This window comes from Acinetobacter sp. BMW17 (genome assembly GCF_001592855.1).
GTDB classification, from domain to species: Bacteria; Pseudomonadota; Gammaproteobacteria; order Pseudomonadales; family Moraxellaceae; genus Acinetobacter; species Acinetobacter johnsonii.
In genome coordinates this window covers 58,234-80,179 of sequence record NZ_LSOD01000006.1, presented here as the reverse complement: position 1 = coordinate 80,179, position 21,946 = coordinate 58,234, and the positions used below count along the sequence as shown (strand labels likewise).

General features: G+C 41.1%; 16 protein-coding genes. 13 read left to right on the top strand and 3 right to left on the bottom strand.

The genetic code is table 11. The features are described from left to right. Positions 1–56 precede the first annotated feature (56 nt). The 9 genes from AXW61_RS00985 to AXW61_RS00945 all read left to right on the top strand — a co-directional run bounded on the left by AXW61_RS00985 (position 57) and on the right by AXW61_RS00945 (position 14,740). Complete coding sequence (locus AXW61_RS00985) at positions 57–905, top strand: hypothetical protein (protein ID WP_062031467.1); 849 nt, start codon at positions 57–59, stop codon at positions 903–905. A gap of 86 nt (positions 906–991) precedes the next feature. Next, complete coding sequence (locus AXW61_RS00980; protein WP_062031464.1) at positions 992–2,539, top strand: class I SAM-dependent DNA methyltransferase; 1,548 nt, start codon at positions 992–994, stop codon at positions 2,537–2,539. Then, complete coding sequence (locus AXW61_RS00975; RefSeq protein ID WP_062031461.1) at positions 2,536–3,774, top strand: restriction endonuclease subunit S; 1,239 nt, start codon at positions 2,536–2,538, stop codon at positions 3,772–3,774. The genes AXW61_RS00980 and AXW61_RS00975 overlap by 4 nt, the downstream gene beginning before the upstream one ends. Before the next feature lie 46 nt (positions 3,775–3,820). Further along, positions 3,821–4,843, top strand: a complete 1,023-nt coding sequence (locus tag AXW61_RS00970) for a lecithin retinol acyltransferase family protein (protein ID WP_062031458.1) — start codon at positions 3,821–3,823, stop codon at positions 4,841–4,843. A 27-nt stretch (positions 4,844–4,870) separates the two neighbouring features. Next, on the top strand, positions 4,871–8,116 hold the full coding sequence (locus tag AXW61_RS00965) for a type I restriction endonuclease subunit R (RefSeq protein WP_171254034.1): 3,246 nt from the start codon (positions 4,871–4,873) through the stop codon (positions 8,114–8,116). Positions 8,117–8,618: 502 nt separating this feature from the next. Beyond that, on the top strand, positions 8,619–9,887 hold the full coding sequence (locus AXW61_RS00960) for a HAMP domain-containing sensor histidine kinase (protein ID WP_062031452.1): 1,269 nt from the start codon (positions 8,619–8,621) through the stop codon (positions 9,885–9,887). Between the two features lie 81 nt (positions 9,888–9,968). Then, positions 9,969–12,713 carry a bifunctional [glutamate--ammonia ligase]-adenylyl-L-tyrosine phosphorylase/[glutamate--ammonia-ligase] adenylyltransferase gene (gene glnE, locus AXW61_RS00955; RefSeq protein ID WP_062031450.1) on the top strand — a complete coding sequence of 915 codons (2,745 nt, stop codon included), beginning with the start codon at positions 9,969–9,971 and terminating at the stop codon, positions 12,711–12,713. Between the two features lie 33 nt (positions 12,714–12,746). Beyond that, a complete protein-coding gene (locus AXW61_RS00950) occupies positions 12,747–13,673 on the top strand; it encodes a branched-chain amino acid transaminase (protein ID WP_004983545.1) in 927 nt (308 codons plus the stop codon). A 191-nt stretch (positions 13,674–13,864) separates the two neighbouring features. Next, the gene (locus AXW61_RS00945) at positions 13,865–14,740 is read left to right on the top strand and encodes an ATP-grasp fold amidoligase family protein (RefSeq protein ID WP_062031447.1); all 876 of its coding nucleotides are present in this window, start codon (positions 13,865–13,867) and stop codon (positions 14,738–14,740) included. 481 nt (positions 14,741–15,221) lie between these two features. Here AXW61_RS00945 and AXW61_RS00940 read toward each other — a convergent pair whose 3' ends face one another. Next, positions 15,222–16,244 (bottom strand): NAD-dependent epimerase, encoded by a 1,023-nt coding sequence (locus AXW61_RS00940; RefSeq protein WP_062031444.1) that lies wholly within the window; start codon positions 16,242–16,244, stop codon positions 15,222–15,224. Further along, positions 16,241–17,410 carry a nucleotide sugar dehydrogenase gene (locus tag AXW61_RS00935; RefSeq protein ID WP_062031440.1) on the bottom strand — a complete coding sequence of 390 codons (1,170 nt, stop codon included), beginning with the start codon at positions 17,408–17,410 and terminating at the stop codon, positions 16,241–16,243. Before AXW61_RS00935 ends, AXW61_RS00940 begins: the two co-directional genes overlap by 4 nt. 256 nt (positions 17,411–17,666) lie before the next feature. On the opposite strand from AXW61_RS00935, the gene AXW61_RS00930 reads away from it, so the two are divergent. From AXW61_RS00930 to AXW61_RS00915, 4 genes are read left to right on the top strand one after another with little or no spacing between them, the layout of a single operon-like run. Beyond that, positions 17,667–18,368 carry a glycosyltransferase gene (locus tag AXW61_RS00930; RefSeq protein WP_228128117.1) on the top strand — a complete coding sequence of 234 codons (702 nt, stop codon included), beginning with the start codon at positions 17,667–17,669 and terminating at the stop codon, positions 18,366–18,368. 37 nt (positions 18,369–18,405) lie between these two features. After that, positions 18,406–19,377, top strand: coding sequence for a stealth family protein (locus tag AXW61_RS00925; protein WP_062031438.1), 972 nt, complete (start codon positions 18,406–18,408; stop codon positions 19,375–19,377). Positions 19,378–19,386: 9 nt separating this feature from the next. Further along, positions 19,387–20,151 (top strand): glycosyltransferase family 25 protein, encoded by a 765-nt coding sequence (locus AXW61_RS00920; RefSeq protein WP_062031481.1) that lies wholly within the window; start codon positions 19,387–19,389, stop codon positions 20,149–20,151. A gap of 11 nt (positions 20,152–20,162) precedes the next feature. After that, positions 20,163–20,939 (top strand): glycosyltransferase family 25 protein, encoded by a 777-nt coding sequence (locus AXW61_RS00915; RefSeq protein ID WP_062031435.1) that lies wholly within the window; start codon positions 20,163–20,165, stop codon positions 20,937–20,939. A 36-nt stretch (positions 20,940–20,975) separates the two neighbouring features. On the opposite strand, the gene AXW61_RS00910 is transcribed toward AXW61_RS00915, so the two are convergent. Next, positions 20,976–21,872, bottom strand: coding sequence for a glycosyltransferase family 2 protein (locus AXW61_RS00910; protein WP_234954263.1), 897 nt, complete (start codon positions 21,870–21,872; stop codon positions 20,976–20,978). Between the last annotated feature and the right edge of the window lie 74 nt (positions 21,873–21,946).

The following is a 21,946-nucleotide window of genomic DNA, read 5'->3' as shown; positions in this document are numbered from 1 at the left end:
AACATGTTGAGCAGTCCAAAATGACCGCTATATTAACCAAGGGGGTCAGTTTTTAAATGCCGTTAGGGGGTTATTTTTACACTGCCGCTAACAGTATGGACTACGATGACTTAAAGAAGGTTGTAGAAGAGATATTAAATGAAGTTAAAAAGTTAAATATCCTATCTAGACTTTACTGGTATAAGCCTGAATCAAGGAAACTTAAGCCAGCCACTAAAATTGGATACTATGATAGAGAGTCAAAAGGGATCCGATTTAAATATGGGCGTAAGTTGATCATGGTTTTCCCACGGTTAGCATTCAATGACTTAGCACCGATCATTAATCATCATATGCCTCAGAACAAACAAATAGCATATCGCGAAGATTTTAAATGTAAGGAGGATAATATTGGTTTTGATGTCTACCAAAGAGTGGAAGCACTTAAACTTTTCATCGAGCCTGACAATTTCTCATCTAAAAAACTTACAGTTAAAGGAATGAAACGGAATGGTAAGAAGTGGAAAGATTATCAGGAGCAAGCCTTGAGTGATGCCGAACCACCTTTATCTGTTCAGCAGCAAATGGAAAAAATGGCAGAGGTAAGGGTTCAATTTAAGAAAGCCTTGGTTTATCTTGAGGGAAAAAATGATCCAAAGGCTAAACTACGAGTTAGAAGATTAAGTGGTGTACGGCATCGTATGATTAGAATTGATCTCACTGGTAATCAAAGCACCAAGTCAGGATTTAGCGATTTAGTGTTCGTGTTTGGAGTCAGTTCTAAGCTCCCTCAAGTCACCTTGCCTAAAGAACCTAATCCCAAGCGTAAACCGAGATCTGATAGCATCGCAGCCCAATATAAAGCTAATCCAGACAGCTTTAAGTACTACGACAAGTTTGGAATATTTGAGGTCTACGACAAGTAATGTCCAGTAAGTGCTTACTTACTCACTGACATTTGTTAATATTTGGTAAACTAAATTAAAGCATATACAAACAATTAGGATTTACCATGGCTCGTGCTCCCAAGCAAACCAAACAAGAACCATTAGAGGTTGTGTTATGGAAGACCGCAGATAAGCTTCGTAAGAACATTGATGCAGCCGAATACAAGCATGTTGTTCTTGGTTTGATCTTCTTGAAGTACATCTCTGACTCATTTGAAGCCCACTACAACTTACTGGTTTTAGGTGAAGGAGAGTTTGCAGGAGCTGACCCAGAAGACCGTGATGAATACACTGCATACAACGTTTTTTTTGTTCCAGAGAATGCACGTTGGTCATTCCTGTTAAACCAAGCAAAACAACCTAACATTGGCAAGCTCGTCGATGATGCAATGGAAGCCATCGAGAATGACAACCCTCAATTGAAGGGTGTACTTCCTAAGGTCTATGCACGTCAGAATCTCGATCCTACGAGCCTAGGAGAGCTGATTGACCTGATTGGTAACATTGCACTAGGCGATGCGAAATCGCGCTCTGCCGATGTTCTGGGCCATGTATTCGAGTACTTCCTTGGTGAGTTCGCTTTAGCTGAAGGCAAGCAAGGTGGGCAGTTCTACACGCCTAAATCCATTGTAAGCTTATTGGTTAATATGCTTGAACCATATAAAGGACGTGTATTCGATCCTTGCTGTGGTTCGGGTGGTATGTTTGTACAGTCCGAGAAGTTCGTAGAATCACATCAAGGCTTGGTCGATGACATCTCTATCTATGGTCAAGAGAGTAACCAAACCACTTGGCGATTAGCCAAAATGAACTTGGCGATTCGTGGCATCAACTCAGAGCATGTGAAGTGGAACTCTGAGGGTTCATTCCTGAACGATGCACACAAAGACCTGAAAGCGGATTACATCATAGCTAACCCACCATTCAACGTCTCTGACTGGAGTGGTGACTTACTTAAAGAAGATGCTCGTTGGTCATTGGGTGTACCACCTGCAGGTAATGCTAACTTCGCATGGATGCAACACTTCCTTTATCACATGAGTCCTAAAGGTCAGGCAGGTGTAGTCCTTGCGAAAGGTGCTTTAACCTCTAAAACCAGTGGTGAGGGTGAAATTCGTAAAGCCTTGGTTTCAGAAGCCAATGTCATTGACTGTATTGTGAACCTACCTGCAAAGCTGTTCCTGAATACCCAGATTCCTGCTGCTTTATGGTTTATGCGTCGTGACCGTGTTGGTTCAACCAAGTACAAAGACCGTAGCAATGAGATCCTGTTCATTGATGCTCGTAACCTAGGTCATCTAATTAACCGCAGAACCAAAGTACTGTCCGATGAAGACATTAAGCTGATCACGGACACTTACCACAAATGGAGAAACCAAGACGGTGAGTATGAAGACGTTGCTGGTTTCTGTGCTTCTGTAACGCTTGAGAAAGTGGCTGAGCTTGATTATGTACTGACACCAGGTCGTTATGTTGGCTTAGCGGACGATGAAGATGAGTTTGACTTTAAGGAACGCTTTACAAGCCTAAAGGCAGAGTTTGAGGCACAGCTTGCAGAGGAAGCTAAGCTGAATCAAGCTATTGCTGAGAATTTGGCAAAGGTGGTTGTATGAGTCAGTTTAAGGATACAGATATCGGGTCTATCCCAAATGAATGGGAAATATCCAATATTGGTAGTGTTGCTGATGTAACTAAATTAGCTGGCTATGAATATACTGAATACTTTAAGTACTCTGATAACGATGAAATCATTGCACTACGTGCATTAAATGTCCGTGAAGGTATATTGGATCTTGATAACGTTAAGTACATTTCAAGAGATGTTTCCGAAGCTCTTCCTCGATCAAAGCTATTTAAACATGATCTTCTATTCACATATATTGGTGCGAATATAGGGCAATTTGCTATTGTTCCTGAAAATGATAGATTCCATTTGGCACCTAACATCTGCCGATTCAGATGTAATCAGGATTACTATTACTATTTTCTTTATAGCTACATGCGATCTTCTGCTTTTAGGGATAGCTTAGAGGGATATTCACATGGTAGTTCACAACCAACATTACCAATGGGAATAATACGAACAATACCAGTTCCTGTACCACCTCTCCCTGAACAAAAAGCCATTGCCTCAGTCCTTTCATCACTCGATGACAAGATTGACTTACTGCACCGTCAGAACAAGACCTTGGAAGCCATGGCTGAAACACTGTTTCGTCAATGGTTTATTGAGGAAGCGAAAGAGGATTGGGAGGAATTCGAGCTAAATGAGTTTGGTCAGATTATCTGTGGCAAGACACCTTCTAAAAGTAATGCTAATTACTTCGGTGATGATGTCCCATTTCTTAAAATTCCAGATATGCATGGAAAAGTCTTTATAACTAAAACTATAGATAGCCTTTCGCAGCTTGGTGCTTTGAGCCAATCTAAAAAAATGGTGCCTCAAAACAGTATCTGTGTGAGTTGTATTGCAACTGTTGGCTTAGTCTGTATCACTGATTGTGATTTACAAACAAATCAGCAAATTAATTCAATTGTTCCAACTGAACCGAAGTTTCTTTATTACTTATATGAGGTAATGTTGGGGATGTATGATGAGTTACACAATTTAGCAAGTGGAGGTACGGCAACTCTAAACCTCAACACTGGAGATTTCTCTAGAATTAAGATTGCTAAACCAGATGATGAAACACTGTTGCAATTCAACAATGCAATCATTCCATTGTTTACCAAGATTCGATGTAATGTTAGACAAATCCAAACACTCGAAAACTTAAGAGACACGCTTCTACCAAAACTCATGAGTGGTGAAGTGAGAGTCCAATACCAAACAGAAGAAGTTGCATAATATTAAGGTGAAGTCATTTGATGGCTTCACCTTAAGGGAGAGCATTATGGACAATTTAAAAATAGCAACACACTTTATGGTTTCTGATGGAGTATTTGAACAGCATGCTCTTTATCTAACAGAAACAGAAAATGGAAAATATGTAGTATTTTTTTCTGAAGAAGACTCTCAAATTAGACTTCAAATTTTAGAAGATTTTTTAGCACCTTATGATAGCTATACAACATATCGTTATTCAGATAATAAGAGACTATATGATGACATCACAGTTCTGAATAGAGCCCTAACAGCCTTGGATAAACCAGAAGATTTACCTCATTTTTGTAGTGGGGAAGAATTTGTCGAATGGTGCTTTATGGGGGAACCTTTAGAAGGGAATTTGGTTGTGTCAGGAATCCATATTAAGGCATCAAGAGGATTGTATGACCATCATGGAATTTATCTTGGAAACTTCAATGGTACAGATTTAGTTGCTCATTATAGCGGATTCTCAGAACCTCTTAAGAAAGGCGAAATCACTATTACATCGTTGGAGGAATTCCAAGGTGATGCAGACACTCTGTATCACATTCAATACTCTCCTGAAGTTGTTGCCTACTCCAAGTTTGAGATTGTGGATCGTGCACGAAGTAGGTTGGATGAAAATAGCTATAACCTGTTTACCAATAATTGTGAGCACTTTGCTGTTTGGTGCATTACAGGTGAACACAGAAGTGAACAAGTTGAAAAAGTAAAAGAGCACGTGACGACAACTACTACTACAATTATTGGTTTACGCATGATGTATGCAGGTTGGGGAATGTATACAGCAACTACAGCCACAACTGCTGCATTAGGTATTTCAAGTGCAGTAGGAGTAAGTGGCATTGGACTTGGCACAGGAGCAGCAATTGGAGGAGCCAGTGCTGCTGGTTTAGTTGCAGTTACAGGTGGGACAGTTGCTACAGGTGGAGCTATAACAGCAGGCCTCATTGGTGGTGCAGTAGCTGCACCTATTCTTGCACCAATTGCAGCAGGTGCTGCGATAGGAGCAGGAGCAGTTGCATTGTGGTCATGGCTAAAAGACTAACAAAAGAATTAAAGGGGAAGTATTCAAGTGACCAAGATGACCGAATCAGACATCGAGCTGATGGCGATAGAGCAACTAGAAGGACTAGGCTATACCTACGTCTACGGGCCTGATATTGAGTCAAAATCAGCCCATTCTTTAAGAAGCTATAAGCAGGTCATCTTGGAAGCCAAAGTATTGGAAGCATTACAGCGTCTCAATCCTCATTTGAATGAAGACAAGTGCGTTGAAGCACTGAAGCAAGTCACCAATCTGCACTCCCCGGATATGCTTAGCAACAACCAGGCATTTCATCGCTTACTCACTGAAGGTATCAACATTGAAGTGAGCAAGGATGGTAATACCCAAGGTGAATATGCTTGGCTGATCGACTTCAACAACCCAACCAATAACGAATTCCAGGTCATCAACCAAGCCACCATCAAAGAAGATCGCTGGACCAGACGACCAGACCTGATCCTGTATGTGAATGGCTTACCTTTGGTGGTGATTGAGCTTAAGAACGCCACTGATGAGAATGCCACTGTAGATGGTGCTTACAGGCAGATTCAGACCTACCAAAGCCAAATCCCTAGTCTATTCACCTACAATGCTTTCAACGTCATCTCTGATGGTTTAGAGGCGAAAGCAGGGACTGTCTCAGCAGACCTCAGTCGTTATATGGCTTGGAAAACGACTAATGGACAAACCAAAGCCAAGAGTACTCAGGCACAGCTAGAGGTCTTATTACATGGTTTGCTGAATCCAGTGACACTGCTAGACATGATCAGGCACTTCATTGTGTTTGAATCCAACAAACAAGAAGATGCCAATGGCTTGATTACCATCAAGACCATCAAGAAGATGGCTGCATACCATCAGTACTATGCAGTGAATGCAGCAGTGCTCTCTACTATTCGTGCGTCTGCAGTGAACTCGGACTCGAAGTCTGCAGAAGTCGCAATGCAGTATCAAGGCAGAAGTAAGCTCGAACTTGTGCAACAACAAGCAGTAGGTGACAAGAAGGCTGGTGTTGTTTGGCATACACAAGGCTCAGGCAAGTCTCTGTCCATGGTTTTCTATACAGGTAAGATTGTCTTGGCTTTGGATAATCCAACAGTCGTGGTCATCACAGACCGTAATGATTTGGATGATCAGCTCTTTGGAACCTTTGCAGCATCAAGCCAACTACTACGCCAGACACCGAAGCAAGCGGAGAATAGAGATGAGCTCAAAGAGCTGCTTAAGGTGGGTTCAGGTGGGGTGATCTTCACCACTATCCAAAAGTTCCAACCTGATGATGGTGGCAGTGTCTATGAGCAGCTCTCAGACCGAACCAATATTGTCGTAATAGCAGACGAAGCACATCGTTCTCAGTATGGCTTCAATGCAAAAGAGGTCGATGTCAAAGACGAGAATGGCAAGGTTGTCGGTAAGCGGACTGTGTATGGTTTTGCCAAGTACATGCGTGATGCTTTACCGAATGCCACTTACCTTGGCTTCACAGGAACACCAATTGAGAAGACTGACGTCAACACGCCTGCAGTCTTTGGTAACTATGTCGACATCTATGACATCTCTCAGGCGGTAGAGGATGGCGCCACTGTTCGTATCTTCTATGAAAGCCGACTCGCCAAGATTGCCATCAGTGAGGAAGGCAAAGAACTGATTGAGGACTTTGACGACCAGTTCACCGAAGACGATCTAAACCAAACACAAAAAGAACGGGCAAAGTGGGCAAGAGTCGAAGGACTCATTGGTAGTAAAGAACGTGTCAAAGCCATTGCCAAAGACATCGTAGAACACTTTGAGCAGCGTCTAAAAGCCAATGCAAACCAAGGTAAAGGCATGATCGTCAGTATGTCTCGTAGGATTGCGGTAGACCTCTACAACGAGATTGTAGCAATCAAACCAGAATGGCACAGCGATGACTTACATGATGGGGTAATCAAGGTGGTGATGACCTCATCTGCTTCTGATGGTGAAGAAATTGCCAAACACCATACGACCAAGCAGCAGCGTCAAATTCTGGCTAATCGTATGAAGGACAATGATGACAAGCTGAAGCTCGTGATTGTTCGTGATATGTGGCTGACTGGTTTCGATGCACCAAGCATGCACACGCTCTACATCGACAAGCCAATGAAAGGCCATAACCTCATGCAAGCCATTGCACGAGTAAACCGAGTGTATAAAGACAAGATTGGTGGTTTAGTCGTTGACTACTTGGGAATTGCTTCTGACCTTAAAGAAGCACTGTCCTTCTATTCTGAAGCAGGTGGTAAGGGTGATCCTGCACTTGTTCAAGATGAAGCTGCAACCATCCTTCAAGAGAAGCTCGAAGTGCTTGATGGCATTATGCATGGCTTTAATTATCAGGAATACTTCACAGCCGATACCTCTCGAAAGCTCAACATCATCCTTGAAGCTGAGGAACACATCCTTGGTGTAGATCAGGGCGAAGGTAAGCCCCGATTTCTCAATGCTGTATCAGCCATGTCTCAAGCATTTGCATTAGCTGTACCTCATCCAAGTGCGATGGAAGCAGCGCCAGTGGTTGCATTCTTCCAGGCTGTGAAAGCACGACTGGCCAAGTTCAGTGATGGTTCAGGCAAAATCTCAGGACTGAGCAATGCTGAATTAGAAGCCAAGGTCAAACAGACCATTGACCAGGCGCTTGTGACTGAACAGGTGGTCGACATCTTTGATGCAGCAGGAATCCAGAAGCCAGACATCTCCATTCTGTCTGATGAGTTCATGCAGGAGATGAAAGGCTATAAGCACAAGAACATTGCACTAGAGACCCTCAAGAAGCTCTTAGGCGATGAGATCAAGATGCGAGAGCAGCGGAGTGTCACGCAAGGTAAAAAGCTGATGGAGATGCTGAGCTCTGCGATCAAAGGCTATCAAAACAAGGTACTGACTGCAGCCGAAGTGATTGATGAACTCATCAAGTTGGCTAAGGCAATCCAAGAGTCAGACAAGCTCGCTGAAGAACTGAATCTGACCGAATACGAATATGCGTTCTACTCGGCTGTCGCGGATAACGAGAGTGCTCGGGAGTTAATGCAGAAAGAGATCCTGCGCGAACTTGCTGTTGTTCTGACTGAGTCTATTCGTAAGAATGTAACTTTGGATTGGACCATCAAAGAAGCTGCCAGGGCGAAGCTGAGAGTCATTGTGAAGCGCTTACTCAAGAAGTATGGCTACCCACCTGATATGGCTTTACTCGCAACAGAGACTGTCTTAGAGCAAGCAGAGCTACTGGCTGATGGACTAGCAGAAGCTGCTTAATTGTATGGTTTCGGGGTATTAATTTTAGGTACTCATTTTTGCGAATAAGTACCTAGATGAGTACCTGAGCTTATGCTACACTACAAAAAGTGCTTATGTGTCAAAGAGATGACGTGTCGGTTCGAGTCCGACCCTCGGGACCAAGATATTAAAAGCCCAAGCATATTCAGTCTTGGGTTTTTTATTGCCTGAAATTTAAGATTTGAATTAAATCGCCGTAAAACGTTACAGATGGCTTAAAGCAATTGAATTTTCGGTGTGGGTTTGATTGATTGTTTCCTCATATGATGGACTCAAAATTTTGTTTTAATCCTTCTGATAAATAAAGATTTTTCAAAAAGCAAAAGCAGTCACAAAATAAAAGTCTGACGTAATTGATTTTTTTGTTAAATGCCACGCTTGTATTGTTGTATTTTTATATTGTTTTAATGTTGAAAATTTGCTAATAAATAGAAGTAAATAATAGGTTTGTGCCGAAAAAATCACAAAAGATGAGGCAGAAATGGGTATTCAATTGCTAGATGTCGGGTCTGATACAGAACAGTTAAGTGCTTGTCACTTAGCTTTGTTATTGGGCGTGAACAGTAATGACAATAAAATTAAGAGTTTTCTCAAATTTGCGCGAAAAATTTTAGGTGCACATGCCGCAATTTTAACGTTTAGCAATGAACCTTATAGTTGGTATGCGGGAAAACATGCATTCAATGCTTTTCAGTTACCCGCTGAAGCCAATTTTGCTACTCATTTTGAAGGTGATAGCACGATTGATGCCCTGCATCGCCATTATCATCATCTTTCTCAGCAGGTGAGTGCTTTAGGGTTTAAACATCAGCGGATCATCGCATTGGATTTAAAGGCATCGGATAAATCTGTAGGGCAAGTGATTTTCTTTGATGAACAGTTGGACGCTTTTACGCAGGATGCTGTAGAAAATGTCTATGAACTAGCATCTGGATTTCTTAATCTGCTGCATTTGCGCATGGAAAATGCGGAGCTCAAAGAGTTGTATGAACAACAGGTGGCCATGAATGTCAGTAAAACCAAATTTTTCCAAATTATTGCACATGATTTAAGGGCGCCTTTTCATGGCTTAATTGGATTCTCAGAAGTGTTGGCTGAAGAGCGCAAAAGTTTGGATGAGTCTGGTGTGCAAAGCATTGCAGATTATCTGCATGATACAGCACAATCGACTTATAGCTTGTTAGAGAGTTTATTGAATTGGGCGATGGCAGAAGGCGGGCGCTTTGTTTATCACCCCATCCATTACAAGCTTAAGCAGTCCTCTCAAATTGTTTTTGATGTGTTGCATGCGTTGGCCATCAATAAAAATATTCAACTGATTGACCGTGTCCCCGACGATTTAAAAATTTTTGCAGATATCAATATGGTGACCTCGGTGATCCAAAACTTGGTCTCAAATGCGCTGAAATTTACCCATATGCATGGCGAAGGTGTTGTGACGATTGATGCCAAAAAACGTGATGATTTTATCGATATCTATATTCAAGATACGGGTCTAGGTATGACATTGGGGCAAATCGAATCTTTGTTTGAACCGAAACTAACCGTTAGTTTTAAGGGGACAGCTGGGGAGAAAGGTACGGGTCTAGGTCTGGTGTTGTGTAAGCGTTTTGTTGATTTGAATAAAGGTGAAATTTCAGTCACATCGAAAGAAGGTGTAGGTTCAACTTTTATCGTCAGCCTGCCACGTTCGAACAGTGCACATCAAGCATTGTCACTCGAGACATCCCAGCAAGAATTTAGTGAATAATCATACTTTTCTTATAAAATAATTCGCCTAATCTCATGATCTGCTGTTATAAATAACCAAAACAATCCGAAAGAGTCGATCATGAATGCTGAGCAATTGCAAAAGACATTGCGCGCAAGTCAATATGCGGAACAAGTCCTATCTATACATCAGGTTTATCTTGAACAAGATTATGCAATTGATCAATTTTCTCAGCCATTGACCACCGAACAAATTTTCGATGTCGTTCAAAACACCTTAAAAGAGATCAGTGATGAAAGCACATGGATGCGCACCATCCGAATTTTACGTGCGCGTTTAATGTTTCGCTGGATTTGGCAGGATGCCAATCAACTGATCGATGTGATGACGCTAACGCGGGAGCTATCTGATTTTGCTGATGCAGCCATTTGTGTGGCAAAAGCGTTTGCCTTAGCGCCATTGGTGGCTAAACATGGTCAGCCTGTGGGCTATAACCATAAAATTCAAGATTTAATTGTGGTTGCGATGGGGAAGCTCGGTGCACAAGAGCTGAATCTCTCCAGTGATATCGACTTGATTTTTGCTTTTGATGAGCAAGGTGAAACTGATGGTCGTAAATGCATCGACGTACAACAGTTTTGCATTTTGTGGGGTCAGAAACTCATTTACTTGTTGGACCATATCACGGCTGATGGTTTTGTATTCCGTGTGGATATGCGCTTGCGTCCTTGGGGCGATGGTTCTGCATTGGCGATTAGTCATGCGGCGCTGGAGAAGTATTTAAGCCAGCATGGTCGCGAGTGGGAGCGCTATGCGTGGATTAAGGCGCGGATCGTGACAGGGGGCAAAGAGGGGGATGAGTTGTTGGACATGACTCGTCCTTTCGTGTTCCGTAAGTATGTCGATTACACAGCTTTTGAAGCCATGCGCGAAATGAAAGCCATGATTGAGCGTGAAGTATTACGCCGCAATATCGAAGATGATATTAAGCTGGGTGCGGGCGGTATTCGTGAAGTCGAATTTATTGTGCAGGTTTTTCAGCTAATTTATGGTGGGGCAAAATTAGAATTACAAGACCGTCAATGTTTAGTGAGCTTGCATCATTTGGGGGAAGTGGGTTTGCTGGATGGTCAGGCGGTCAGTGAGCTGGAAGATGCTTATTTATTTCTGCGCCGTGTAGAGCATGCCATTCAAGCTCTAAATGATCAACAGACCCAGTCTTTGCCAACAGAACCAGAACTCAGACAAAGGATGATTGACACCTTGGGTTTTGTCAGTTGGGATGCATTTATTGAGCACTTAAACCAAAAGCGCGCCAAAGTCATTTACCAATTTGAGCATTTAATTAAAGAAAAAGAACATGACCCTTTCGTAGAAAGTTTTAGTCAGTTAGAAGCGCGTTTAAATGAGGTGTTGGATGCGAATGCAAAAAACCTCATTCATGAATTTTGGAATGGTCATGCGCTAAAAAAGCTGCCTGCAAAAGCGGTGCAGCGTTTAAAAATGTTTTGGCCGCATTTGATTGAAGCGATTTTACAGTCAGATAAGCCGCAAGCCGCGCTGCTTCGCCTTATGCCCTTGGTTGAGTCTGTGATGCGACGCACCGTATATTTGGTCATGTTGATTGAGAGTAAAGGGGCTTTACAGCGCTTAGTGAAAATGGCAACCGTAAGTCCATGGATTTGTGAGGAATTGACCCATTATCCAGTACTCTTGGATGAATTTTTGTCCATGGACTTTGAGTTGCCGCGCCGTCAAGATTTGGAAGATTCGTTGCGTCAACAGTTGCTTCGCATTGAGCTTGATGACGTTGAAGATTTGATGCGTGTGCTGCGCCTATTTAAAAAATCCAATGTATTGGCAGTTGCGGCTAGTGATGTTTTGGCTGAAAGTCCGTTGATGAAAGTATCCGATGCTTTGACCGATATTGCAGAAGTTTCGGTCAGTACAACCTTAAATTTAGCCTACCAAATGACGGCGAAGAAACATGGTTATCCGCTCGATGTTGAAGGACAGCGCTGTTCGATCGATCATTTGGCATTTGCTGTGGTGGGTTATGGCAAAGTTGGTGGGATTGAGCTGGGTTATGGCTCGGACTTAGATCTGGTCTTTATTCATTATATGGATGAGCAAGCCGATACAGATGGGTTGAAGTCGATCAGTGGGTTCGAGTTTGCAATGCGTGTTGCGCAGAAATTTATGTCGTTGATGACCACGCAGACCCTCGATGGTCGGGTTTATGAAATCGATACGCGCTTACGCCCATCGGGTGAAGCGGGGGTCTTGGTCACCAGTTTAAAAGCCTTTGAGCAATATCAGTTGAAAAATGCATGGGTCTGGGAGCATCAAGCCTTGGTACGTGCTCGTTCGATTGCGGGTGAGCCAAGTTTGCGTGATAAGTTTGAAGCATTGCGCTGTCGGATTTTGACGCAGCCACGAGATGAAGAAAATGTACGCGCAGAAGTGCTGAAGATGCGTCAAAAAATGAAAGACCATTTGGGTTCTTCTAAAGAACAACAAAAAGATGGAATTTTTCATTTAAAACAAGACGCAGGTGGTATCGTCGATATCGAATTTATGGCACAGTATGCTGTGTTGGCATGGAGCGGATCTCATCCAGATCTTGCCCATTATTCCGACAATGTACGAATCCTTGAAGACGCCGCAAAAGCCAGTTGCTTATCCAGTGACGATGCGACTGCATTGATTCAAGCTTATCTCAGTGAACGAGCCGAGAGCCACCGTTTAGCCCTTGCGAATCAATCCATGCAAGTAAATGCTGCGGACTGGCGCGATACCCGAGTGATCGTTTGCAAATTATGGCAAAGATTAATTGATCCAAGCTCAATCGTGAGCATTGGGTAACATGACTGTGTATATAAATTTGGAGTGTGTGTCATGAATTTGGCTGATCGTGATGGTTTTATTTGGCAAGATGGACAATTGGTTGACTGGCGTGAGGCAAAAACTCACGTATTAACACATACCTTGCACTACAGCATGGGTGTGTTTGAAGGTGTCCGTGCCTATGAAACACCGAATGGCACGGCTATTTTTCGTCTAAAAGAACACACTAAGCGTTTATTGAACTCTGCAAAAATTTATCAAATGAAAGTCCCGTTTGATCAAGCAACACTAGAGCAAGCTCAAATTGATGTGGTTCGTGAAAATAAATTAGCGTCTTGCTACTTGCGTCCAATTATTTTTATTGGTTCGGAAAAATTAGGTATTGCTGCAACAGACAATACGATTCATGCAGTAGTAGCGGCATGGAGCTGGGGTGCGTACCTCGGTGATGAAGCAATGGCGAAAGGTATTCGAGTGAAAACTTCATCGTTTACCCATCACCATCCAAACGTGACGATGTGTAAAGCGAAAGCGTCAGGTAACTATACCTTGTCGATTTTGGCTCACCAAGAAGTAGCGCATTCAGGTTATGATGAAGCAATGTTGCTCGACCCTCAAGGTTATGTATGCCAAGGTTCTGGCGAAAACGTATTCTTGGTGAAAGATGGTGTTTTACATACACCTGACATCGCAGGTGGTGCACTGGATGGCATTACGCGTCAAACCATTATTACCATCGCAAAAGACTTGGGATATGACGTGGTTGAGCGTCGTATTACACGTGATGAATTCTACATTGCCGATGAAGCATTCTTTACAGGTACAGCCGCTGAAGTGACGCCTATTCGTGAATATGATGACCGTGAAATCGGTTCAGGTACACGTGGTCCTATCACTGAACAAATTCAAACCACATTCTTTAATGCGGTTAAGGGTAAAGACCCGAAATACGCACACTGGTTAACTTATGTAAAATAAGTGATTCGGTGGAAAAGGGCTCTTCGGAGTCCTTTTTTTATAGATTTTAAATGCTAGAGGGGTGAGGTTTTATTACTACTTAGCCAATCAATGTCTTTTAGATGCTGAAAAAATATAATATACATAAAGCATACAAAATAGCATTAATTTGCTATCATTTAGTAAGAATGAGATGCATTTAAAAACCACCCATGATTAACAGTCTTATATATAAAGCAAAAGTAATTAGAACGTTGTTTGTTTCAGATGAGAGATACTTAAAAAAAAGGTTTATTAATAAATTAGGGTATACCCCAAATTTTAATCAACCTGAAAGCTTTAATGAGAAAGTTACTGCACGAATGATTTTTGAAAGAAGTGCGCTACATACCAAATTAGCTGATAAATCGGCAGTAAGAGAGTTGATTATAGATCGGATTGGAGAAAAACATCTGGTCCCACTTATAGGCACATATCGTGACTTTAAGAATATTGATTTTGATCAATTTCCAAGCCAATTTGTTTTGAAGTGTACCCACGACAGTGGAAGCGCCATTGTTTGTCGCGATAAAAGTACATTTGATGTTAATAGAGCGGAAAGCAAATTAAATAACAGCTTAAAAATGAATATGTACTACCGCAAGCGAGAGTGGCACTATAAAAATATTTCGCCGCTCATCTTGGCAGAGCATTATGTTGACTTATATCGTGATGCTAACACGCATGCCACTATTACAACATGTCGTGTCCACTGTTTTGAAGGGCAGCCGAAGTATGTTGAAGTCGATGTCCAAGGGAGTGATGGTAAAGAGTATTCAAATATTTATGATACCTCTTGGGAGTTACAGCCTTTCACCGTCGATTGCAAAGATAATACACCAGAAGCGGTGGTAGAACCGTGCAAGATGCATAAAATGGTTGAGCTGTCTGAGCAGTTGTGTTTGGAATATGGTTATAGCCGAATTGACTTCCTATTGTCACAAGATGAAGTGCTGTTTAGTGAAATTACATTGACCCCAAATGCAGGACGTATGGTTATTTCTCCTGTTGAGTGGGATGTAAAACTTGGAGAATTATGGCGTTCTTAATCATATTTTGATAAATATGTGTAAAAAGAAAAATAAATAAATTATTTTTATAAAGATAGAGTCATTATAGGATTATTTATGATGGCTCTGATGGTGTTTAATTTGGTATTTCTCTTGAGTAATTTAAGCCAATATTCTGTATGGGCTTAATGGTTTTTTGATACTGTAATTTTTAATAAAAGCCATTCCATAAACCTCATCGAGTATAAATAAAAGTTATCCTATTGCTAAGATGTTGCTATTTAAAAATAAGCTTCGTTTATTTAGTTGAGGATCTTCAACCGAAGGATAGATTTTTTCTACCTCAAAGAATTTGTATAGGTATAGGAGACAGTTTTGTATTGGATGACGGTTTAGTCAGAAAAATTTTATGGTGTAACGATCTACAATTTAATTTAAATACATCTGTATTTAAAAACCCTAATTACACAATAATTAGGGTTTTTATTTTAGATTAGTTTAATTAGCTAGTGGCTTTTATTTAAACCTGATAAAAGTCACGATACCAATCTACAAATTGTTTCACACCATCTTCAACTGAAACAGATGGTTTATACCCCACACTTTTTTCTAAAGCGCTGCTATCTGCGAAGGTATCAGGTACATCACCTGCTTGAAGTGGGAGTAATTCTAAAATGGCTTCTTGGCCAACGGCTTTTTCAATTGCTTGAATATATTCGATGAGTTTCACAGGATTGTTATTGCCGATGTTGAATATACGGAAAGGCGCATTGCTGGTCGCTGGATCTGGGTGATTGCTGTCCCAATTTGGGTTGGCTTTAGCAATTTGATCACTTGAGCGAATCACGCCTTCAGCAATGTCTTCAATAAAGGTGAAATCGCGGGTGTGGTTCCCATGGTTAAATACAGGAATTGATTGACCCGCAATGATGTTTTTGGTGAACTTAAACAGCGCCATATCGGGACGTCCCCAAGGTCCATAGACCGTAAAGAAACGTAAGCCTGTGGTTGGCAATTGAAATAGGTGACTATAGCTATGCGCCATCAATTCATTTGCACGTTTTGTTGCTGCATAAAACTGAATAGGATGGTCTACGCCATGCTGTTCACTAAAAGGCATGGTGGTATTTGCACCATATACACTGCTGGTGCTGGCATAAGTCAGATGTGGTGTTTTCGCATAGCGGCAAGCTTCAATAATATTGGTAAAGCCAATAATATTGCTTTCTACATAACTCATTGGATTTTCAAGTGAGTAGCGCACGCCTGCTTGTGCAGCCAAGTGAATCACACGGTCAAACTGGTGTTGTTGAAAGCATTGATCAACTGCTGTTTTATCGGCAAGATTGGCTTGAATGAAGTCAAATTGGCCAGCACTTTGCTGAGCAGTTTGATGTAATAAGTCGATACGTGCTTGCTTTAAGGCAGGATCATAATAATCATTCATATTATCAAAACCGACAACACTATCGCCACGCTCGAGTAGTTTTTTAGAGACATGAAAGCCGATAAAGCCTGCTGCACCTGTTACTAAAACCTTCATTCATCGCCTCCAAAAATATCACGGGTATAGATTTTGTCTTCAACATCACTTAAGTCCTGTGACTTACGATTGGCGATGATGACATCACTTTGTTGTTTAAATTGTTCTAAATCATTAATCACTTTGGATTTGAAAAATTCATCTTCATTTAAGGTTGGTTCATAAACAATTACATCAATGCCTTTGGCTTTGATGCGTTTCATGACGCCTTGGATCGCTGATGCACGGAAGTTATCGGAGCCGCTTTTCATCACTAAACGATAAATGCCGACGGTATTAGGATTTTTTGCAATGATAGAGTCTGCAATAAAGTCCTTACGGGTACTGTTGGAATCTACAATGGCCTGAATCAAGTTGCTCGGCACTTGATTGTAGTTGGCAAGAAGTTGTTTGGTGTCCTTCGGCAGACAATAGCCACCATAGCCAAACGATGGATTGTTATAATGATTGCCAATACGTTGATCTAAACATACACCTTCAATAATTTGACGGGTATCCAGACCGAAGGACTGAGCATAGGTATCGAGTTCATTAAAGTAAGCGACACGCATTGCGAGATAGGTGTTGGCAAATAACTTGATTGCTTCAGCTTCAGTTGAATCGGTAAACAATACAGGACTGTCTTTTTTGATTGCCCCTTCGATCAGCATATCCGCAAACAACTGAGCACGTTGTGACTTTTCACCGACAATAATGCGAGATGGATAAAGGTTGTCATGCAGCGCCTTTCCTTCACGTAAGAACTCAGGGGAGAAGATCACATTTTCAGTGTGATATTGGCTTTTAACTTTTTGAGTGAAGCCCACTGGCACTGTTGATTTGATAATCATCGTTGCCTGAGGATTGATCTCGACCACATCTCGAATGACACTTTCCACACTCTGTGTATTGAAATAATTGGTTTGCGTATCATAGTCGGTGGGTGTTGCAATAATGACAAAATCAGCGCCTTGATAGGCTTCATATTTGTCAGTTGTGGCACGAAAATTGAGCGGTTTCTCGCTTAAAAATGTCGATATATCTGCGTCTTGAATCGGAGAGATTTTTTGATTCAACATGTCGACTTTCGTGTCGATGATGTCTAGTGCAATCACTTCATGATGTTGTGAGAAGATCATGGCATTAGAAAGGCCGACGTAACCTGTGCCTGCAACTGCTATTTTCATATCAACCTGATTATATATTCTTCATATGAGGGCTTAAGTGAACCTTGCAAAGGATTTACACCAAGCGATTCCGTATCATAGCACAAACTATTTTTGAGTATTATGAGGGCTTTGAAAAAGCCATACACTAACTTATTGCAAGAAATGTTATGATACAACGCAGAATGCTGGTGGATGATAGAACATGCAGGAAAACGTAAACGACTCGTTGTCAAAACAGGCTGAAACACAGACAGATCAAAATATTGTGTTATGCATGAAATGGGGCACCAAATATGGGGCCGAGTACGTCAATCGTTTATATAACATGGTGAAGCGTCACACCACGGTTGATTTTAAAATGGTTTGTCTAACAGACCGTACCGAAGGAATCGACCCTGCAGTTGAATGTTTTCCCATTCCACCTTTAGCGCTTCCAGAGGGAAGTCCTGAACGAGGTTGGAATAAATTGTCTACATTCGAGCCAGACTTGTACGGTTTACAAGGTAATGCACTCTTTTTAGACTTGGATGTGGTGATTGTTGACAATATCGACAGTTTCTTTACCCATCCAGGTGACTTCCTGATTATCCATGACTGGAAACGTCCTTGGCGTATTACAGGTAATAGTTCGGTTTACCGTTTTAAACTGGGCGCTTTTCCTGGATTGATGCCCTATTTTCGTGAGCATTTTGATGAAATTCGTCAAAAGTTCCGCAATGAGCAAGCTTATTTGTCTTGGTATGTCGATCAAGAGAAAAAACTTTCTTACTGGCCTGATAGTTGGTGTAAGAGCTACAAATATCACTGTTTGCAAAAAATTCCGTTGGCATACTTTAAACCCCCTGTAAAACCTGAAGGGGTTAAGGTCATTATTTTCCATGGTGAAATCAATCCACCTGATGCGATTAATGGTGGTGGTGGGAAATGGTATCGTTATGTATTGCCATCACAGTGGATTAAGGATGCTTGGCAATAATTGTCTATTAGACTCAGATTTTGAAGTGATCAAGTGAATGCAAAATATTGATATCGTGATTGCCTGGGTAGATGGCAATGATCTTGAATTAAAAAAGAAACGCCATAAATATCTGACCGGTGAAGATGCATCTGATGCGGTCAGTGCGACGCGCTTTGCCAGTAATAACGAAATTTATTATAACATCGCTTCAATTTTGAAATATGTACCGTTCTGTCGACATATCTATGTGGTGGCAGATAGTCAGCGTCCTGAGTTTATTGATGAATTTGCAGCGCAAGGTTTGTGCGCTGTAGATAAAATTCGTGTGGTTGATCACCAAGAAATTTTCAGAGGTTTTGAAGAGCATTTACCGACCTTCAATACCCGTTCTATTGAAAGTATGCTTTGGAATATTGAAGGATTGTCGGATTATTTTATCTATTTGAATGACGATTTCTTTTTCAATGCGCCTGCGCAAGTCGAAGACTTTTTAAAAGCGGAAAGCTTGGTGATCTATGGTCATTGGCAAAATAGTTTTGCACTCAAAGCAAAGCTCAAATATCGTCAGTTGATGAGTTGCCAATTTGGAAAGCCAATTCAGCCGAAACATATGATTGCGCAGATGCTTGGTGCGGATGTTTTGGGCTTTAAGAAATTCTTTGAAATCCATCATTATCCACATATTGTTGATCGTCATGCATTAAAAGATTATTTGCTGGAACATCCACAGCTTTTAGAAACGCAGATCAAGTTTAAATTTCGTAGTGTAGAACAGTTGAATCCGATTTCATTAATGAACCACATTAAGATTCAAAAACAGCAGGCGGAGTTGAAACCAGATCTTGAATTGGCCTATCTTAAAAATCAGGACAGTTTGAACAGTTTTATACAAGCGTTGCATAATCCTGAGATTAAGTATGGCTGTATACAGAGTTTGGATCAGCTTGATAGTGATGCTGTGCAGAAAATCAGTACGGCTATGCAGGAAAAATTAGCAGGCTATTTGCCCCATTCAGTTTTAGTTTAAAGGTTCATGATGAAAGTTGTTACTTATTTGATTAATTTGGACGGCAGTCAGGAGCGACTTGAAAGAGCAACTCAGCAGCTGAATCAAGTTAACTGGCCTTTTGAACGCTTTTCTGCAGTCGATGGACGTGGTAAAGAGTTAACTGAATTTGCAAACTACGATGATCAAGGGGCGAACGACGTACTTGGCCGTAAACTGATGAATTCGGAGTTGGGCTGCTATTTAAGTCATTATGGCTGTGCACAAAAATTTTTAAGTACAGACGCTGATTATTTGGTGGTGCTTGAAGATGATATGAAAATCAACCAAGACTTCAAAGACAAACTTGATGGTGTGATTGAGTATCTCGATCAGCATAAAGAGCTGGCTTGGTATTTGATTAACATTGCAACCAAAAAGAAAAAGCTAGCTAAAGATATTACGAATGTTGAGGGTATGAGCTTATGGCATGCTTTTTATTTTCCTATTCGTGGTTTAGGTTTGGTGTGGTCACGTCAAGGTGCAGAAGCATTTATGCAAGCTGGGAGAAAAATGACCATGCCTGTCGACATTTTCTTCCAAACATGGCTCAGTAAAAATGGGAAGGGCTTAAGCGTATGGCCTGCCTTAGTGAAACCTGCTGGTTTGGACAGTGATATTTTAGGCACTGTGGCAGCACAAGGTATTTCTCGTAAAGAAAAAGAAGGGCGTAGTCTTTCTTACGGCCTTAAAAAACAAAAACGGATGTGGCGTGATAAATTTTATGCCATGAAGCATTTGGTTGCATCGAAGTAAGTAGTATTGATATGAAAAATATAGTCATCAGCTTAAAGACAGCCACAGCGCGTCGTGAGCACATCGTACAAGAGTTCGGCAAACAAAATATTGGGTTTGAGTTTTTCGATGCGTTAACGCCCGATTTAGCACGTCCTCTAGCTGAAAAAATGCAGCTTAACATTCAGGAAGGCTTTTTAAGTCCAGGTGAATTGGCTTGTTTTATGAGTCATGTCTCGATTTGGCAAAAAATGGCGGATGAGCAAATTCCTCATTTGGCTATTTTTGAAGATGATGTGTATTTGGGACAGAATGCTGACTATTTTCTCAGTAGCGACACTTGGATTCAGTCCGATTGGCAGATCATTAAGCTTGAAGCGTTTGCAAAAAAAATTCTACACGAACGCCAAGGCTTAGATTTAGGAAAACAGCGTAGTCTGTTTAAGCTGAAGGGAAGACATGTTGGGGCAGCAGGCTATATTCTAAGCTTAAATGCCGCACAATATTTGATGGCATTATTAAGAAAGGCTGAAATTAAAGAGCCACTGGATCATCTGTTATTTGATCCGCAATATCATACGCAGGGTATGAGTCTGTATCAGATGAAACCTGCTTTATGTATCCAGAGTTATTTGTATGAACAAGCTCAGGAGCATCAGTTTGGTAGTATGCTGGAAGATGAGCGTGTGGAGCGTCGTCAAACTGAAAGCAAAGCACGGACCTTTGGCGAGAAATTAGCACGTGAATGGAAGCGATTAAATCAGCAATTACAAACTTCACGCTATAAGAAAACGATTGAATTTAAATAATTTCAACCGCAGTCACGTACTGCGGTTGAATCATTTTTATACTGATTTAAAGTACAACCAATCAACTGATTCTGCTTTGGTTTTTTGAATGCAATCTTTCATTGCATTCCATTTGTCTTTTCTTGACTGATATTTTTTTATGTTGCTGAGAGCAATCAGCCCATAGAGGCGGGCTTTTGATGTTGATTTTTTTTCTAAGGTATTGAGAATTTCATGAAACACATCCGTAGGGTAGTGTTTATATGCAAACAGGATTTTTGACTTAAACCAACGATGATAAAACGCATAATCTTTAAGTGGCTCGCTTGATCCACCTTTATGATAAATTTTTAACTCATTGATTTTGATTAAAGGGAGATCTAATTTTTTAACTCTGAGACAGAGATCTTCATCCTCACAATACATAAAAAAGTCGGGATCAAAACCAGAAATTTGATCAAATACTGTTTTTTGTATCAGCAGGAGTGCACCACAGAGCCAATTGGTTTGATTCTCATACCCTAGGTTTTGACCAAATTCGTAGTTTTTATATTCGGAAGTATCTTTGTGGTCATCATTGAGTTGGCGTGTGGTAATGACGCCATAATTCTGATGTTGTTTTGCATGTTTTAAGAGTTGTTCTAGATAATCCGTTTGTAGCATTCTTAGATCTGGATTGCCTATTAATAACTCGGCACCTTTGGCATGCGCTGCCGCGAGGTTCATTGCTCGCCCGAATCCGACATTCTTTTCCGAGCTGATAATCTTAATATTTAGGTCATGTAATTTAGTATTTTTTTCTATAACCTGATTGAGCAGTGTATTTTGAACATTGTTCACAATAATAATTTCAAAAGCATTTTTTTGTATAGATTGTTCTTTTAAATCAATGAGTAAACTTTCAATGAAAGTCTCAGTATTGTAGTTCACAATAAGAATGGATAGCTGGATCATAGTCAATCTATTTGAAAGAGGTGAGGTCATTGCCTGACTAGTATACAAGCTATTGACGTGAAGATTGAGAGGCT

Coding starts and splice junctions, on each gene's coding strand:
- AXW61_RS00920 (WP_062031481.1), top strand. CDS start 19,387: ATGAAAGTTGTTACTTATTTGATTAATTTGGACGGCAGTCAGGAGCGA.
- AXW61_RS00915 (WP_062031435.1), top strand. CDS start 20,163: ATGAAAAATATAGTCATCAGCTTAAAGACAGCCACAGCGCGTCGTGAG.
- AXW61_RS00930 (WP_228128117.1), top strand. CDS start 17,667: ATGAAATGGGGCACCAAATATGGGGCCGAGTACGTCAATCGTTTATAT.
- AXW61_RS00960 (WP_062031452.1), top strand. CDS start 8,619: ATGGGTATTCAATTGCTAGATGTCGGGTCTGATACAGAACAGTTAAGT.
- AXW61_RS00925 (WP_062031438.1), top strand. CDS start 18,406: ATGCAAAATATTGATATCGTGATTGCCTGGGTAGATGGCAATGATCTT.
- AXW61_RS00980 (WP_062031464.1), top strand. CDS start 992: ATGGCTCGTGCTCCCAAGCAAACCAAACAAGAACCATTAGAGGTTGTG.
- AXW61_RS00935 (WP_062031440.1), bottom strand. CDS start 17,410: ATGAAAATAGCAGTTGCAGGCACAGGTTACGTCGGCCTTTCTAATGCC.
- AXW61_RS00975 (WP_062031461.1), top strand. CDS start 2,536: ATGAGTCAGTTTAAGGATACAGATATCGGGTCTATCCCAAATGAATGG.
- AXW61_RS00945 (WP_062031447.1), top strand. CDS start 13,865: ATGATTAACAGTCTTATATATAAAGCAAAAGTAATTAGAACGTTGTTT.
- AXW61_RS00940 (WP_062031444.1), bottom strand. CDS start 16,244: ATGAAGGTTTTAGTAACAGGTGCAGCAGGCTTTATCGGCTTTCATGTC.
- glnE (WP_062031450.1), top strand. CDS start 9,969: ATGAATGCTGAGCAATTGCAAAAGACATTGCGCGCAAGTCAATATGCG.
- AXW61_RS00910 (WP_234954263.1), bottom strand. CDS start 21,872: ATGATCCAGCTATCCATTCTTATTGTGAACTACAATACTGAGACTTTC.
- AXW61_RS00985 (WP_062031467.1), top strand. CDS start 57: ATGCCGTTAGGGGGTTATTTTTACACTGCCGCTAACAGTATGGACTAC.
- AXW61_RS00950 (WP_004983545.1), top strand. CDS start 12,747: ATGAATTTGGCTGATCGTGATGGTTTTATTTGGCAAGATGGACAATTG.
- AXW61_RS00970 (WP_062031458.1), top strand. CDS start 3,821: ATGGACAATTTAAAAATAGCAACACACTTTATGGTTTCTGATGGAGTA.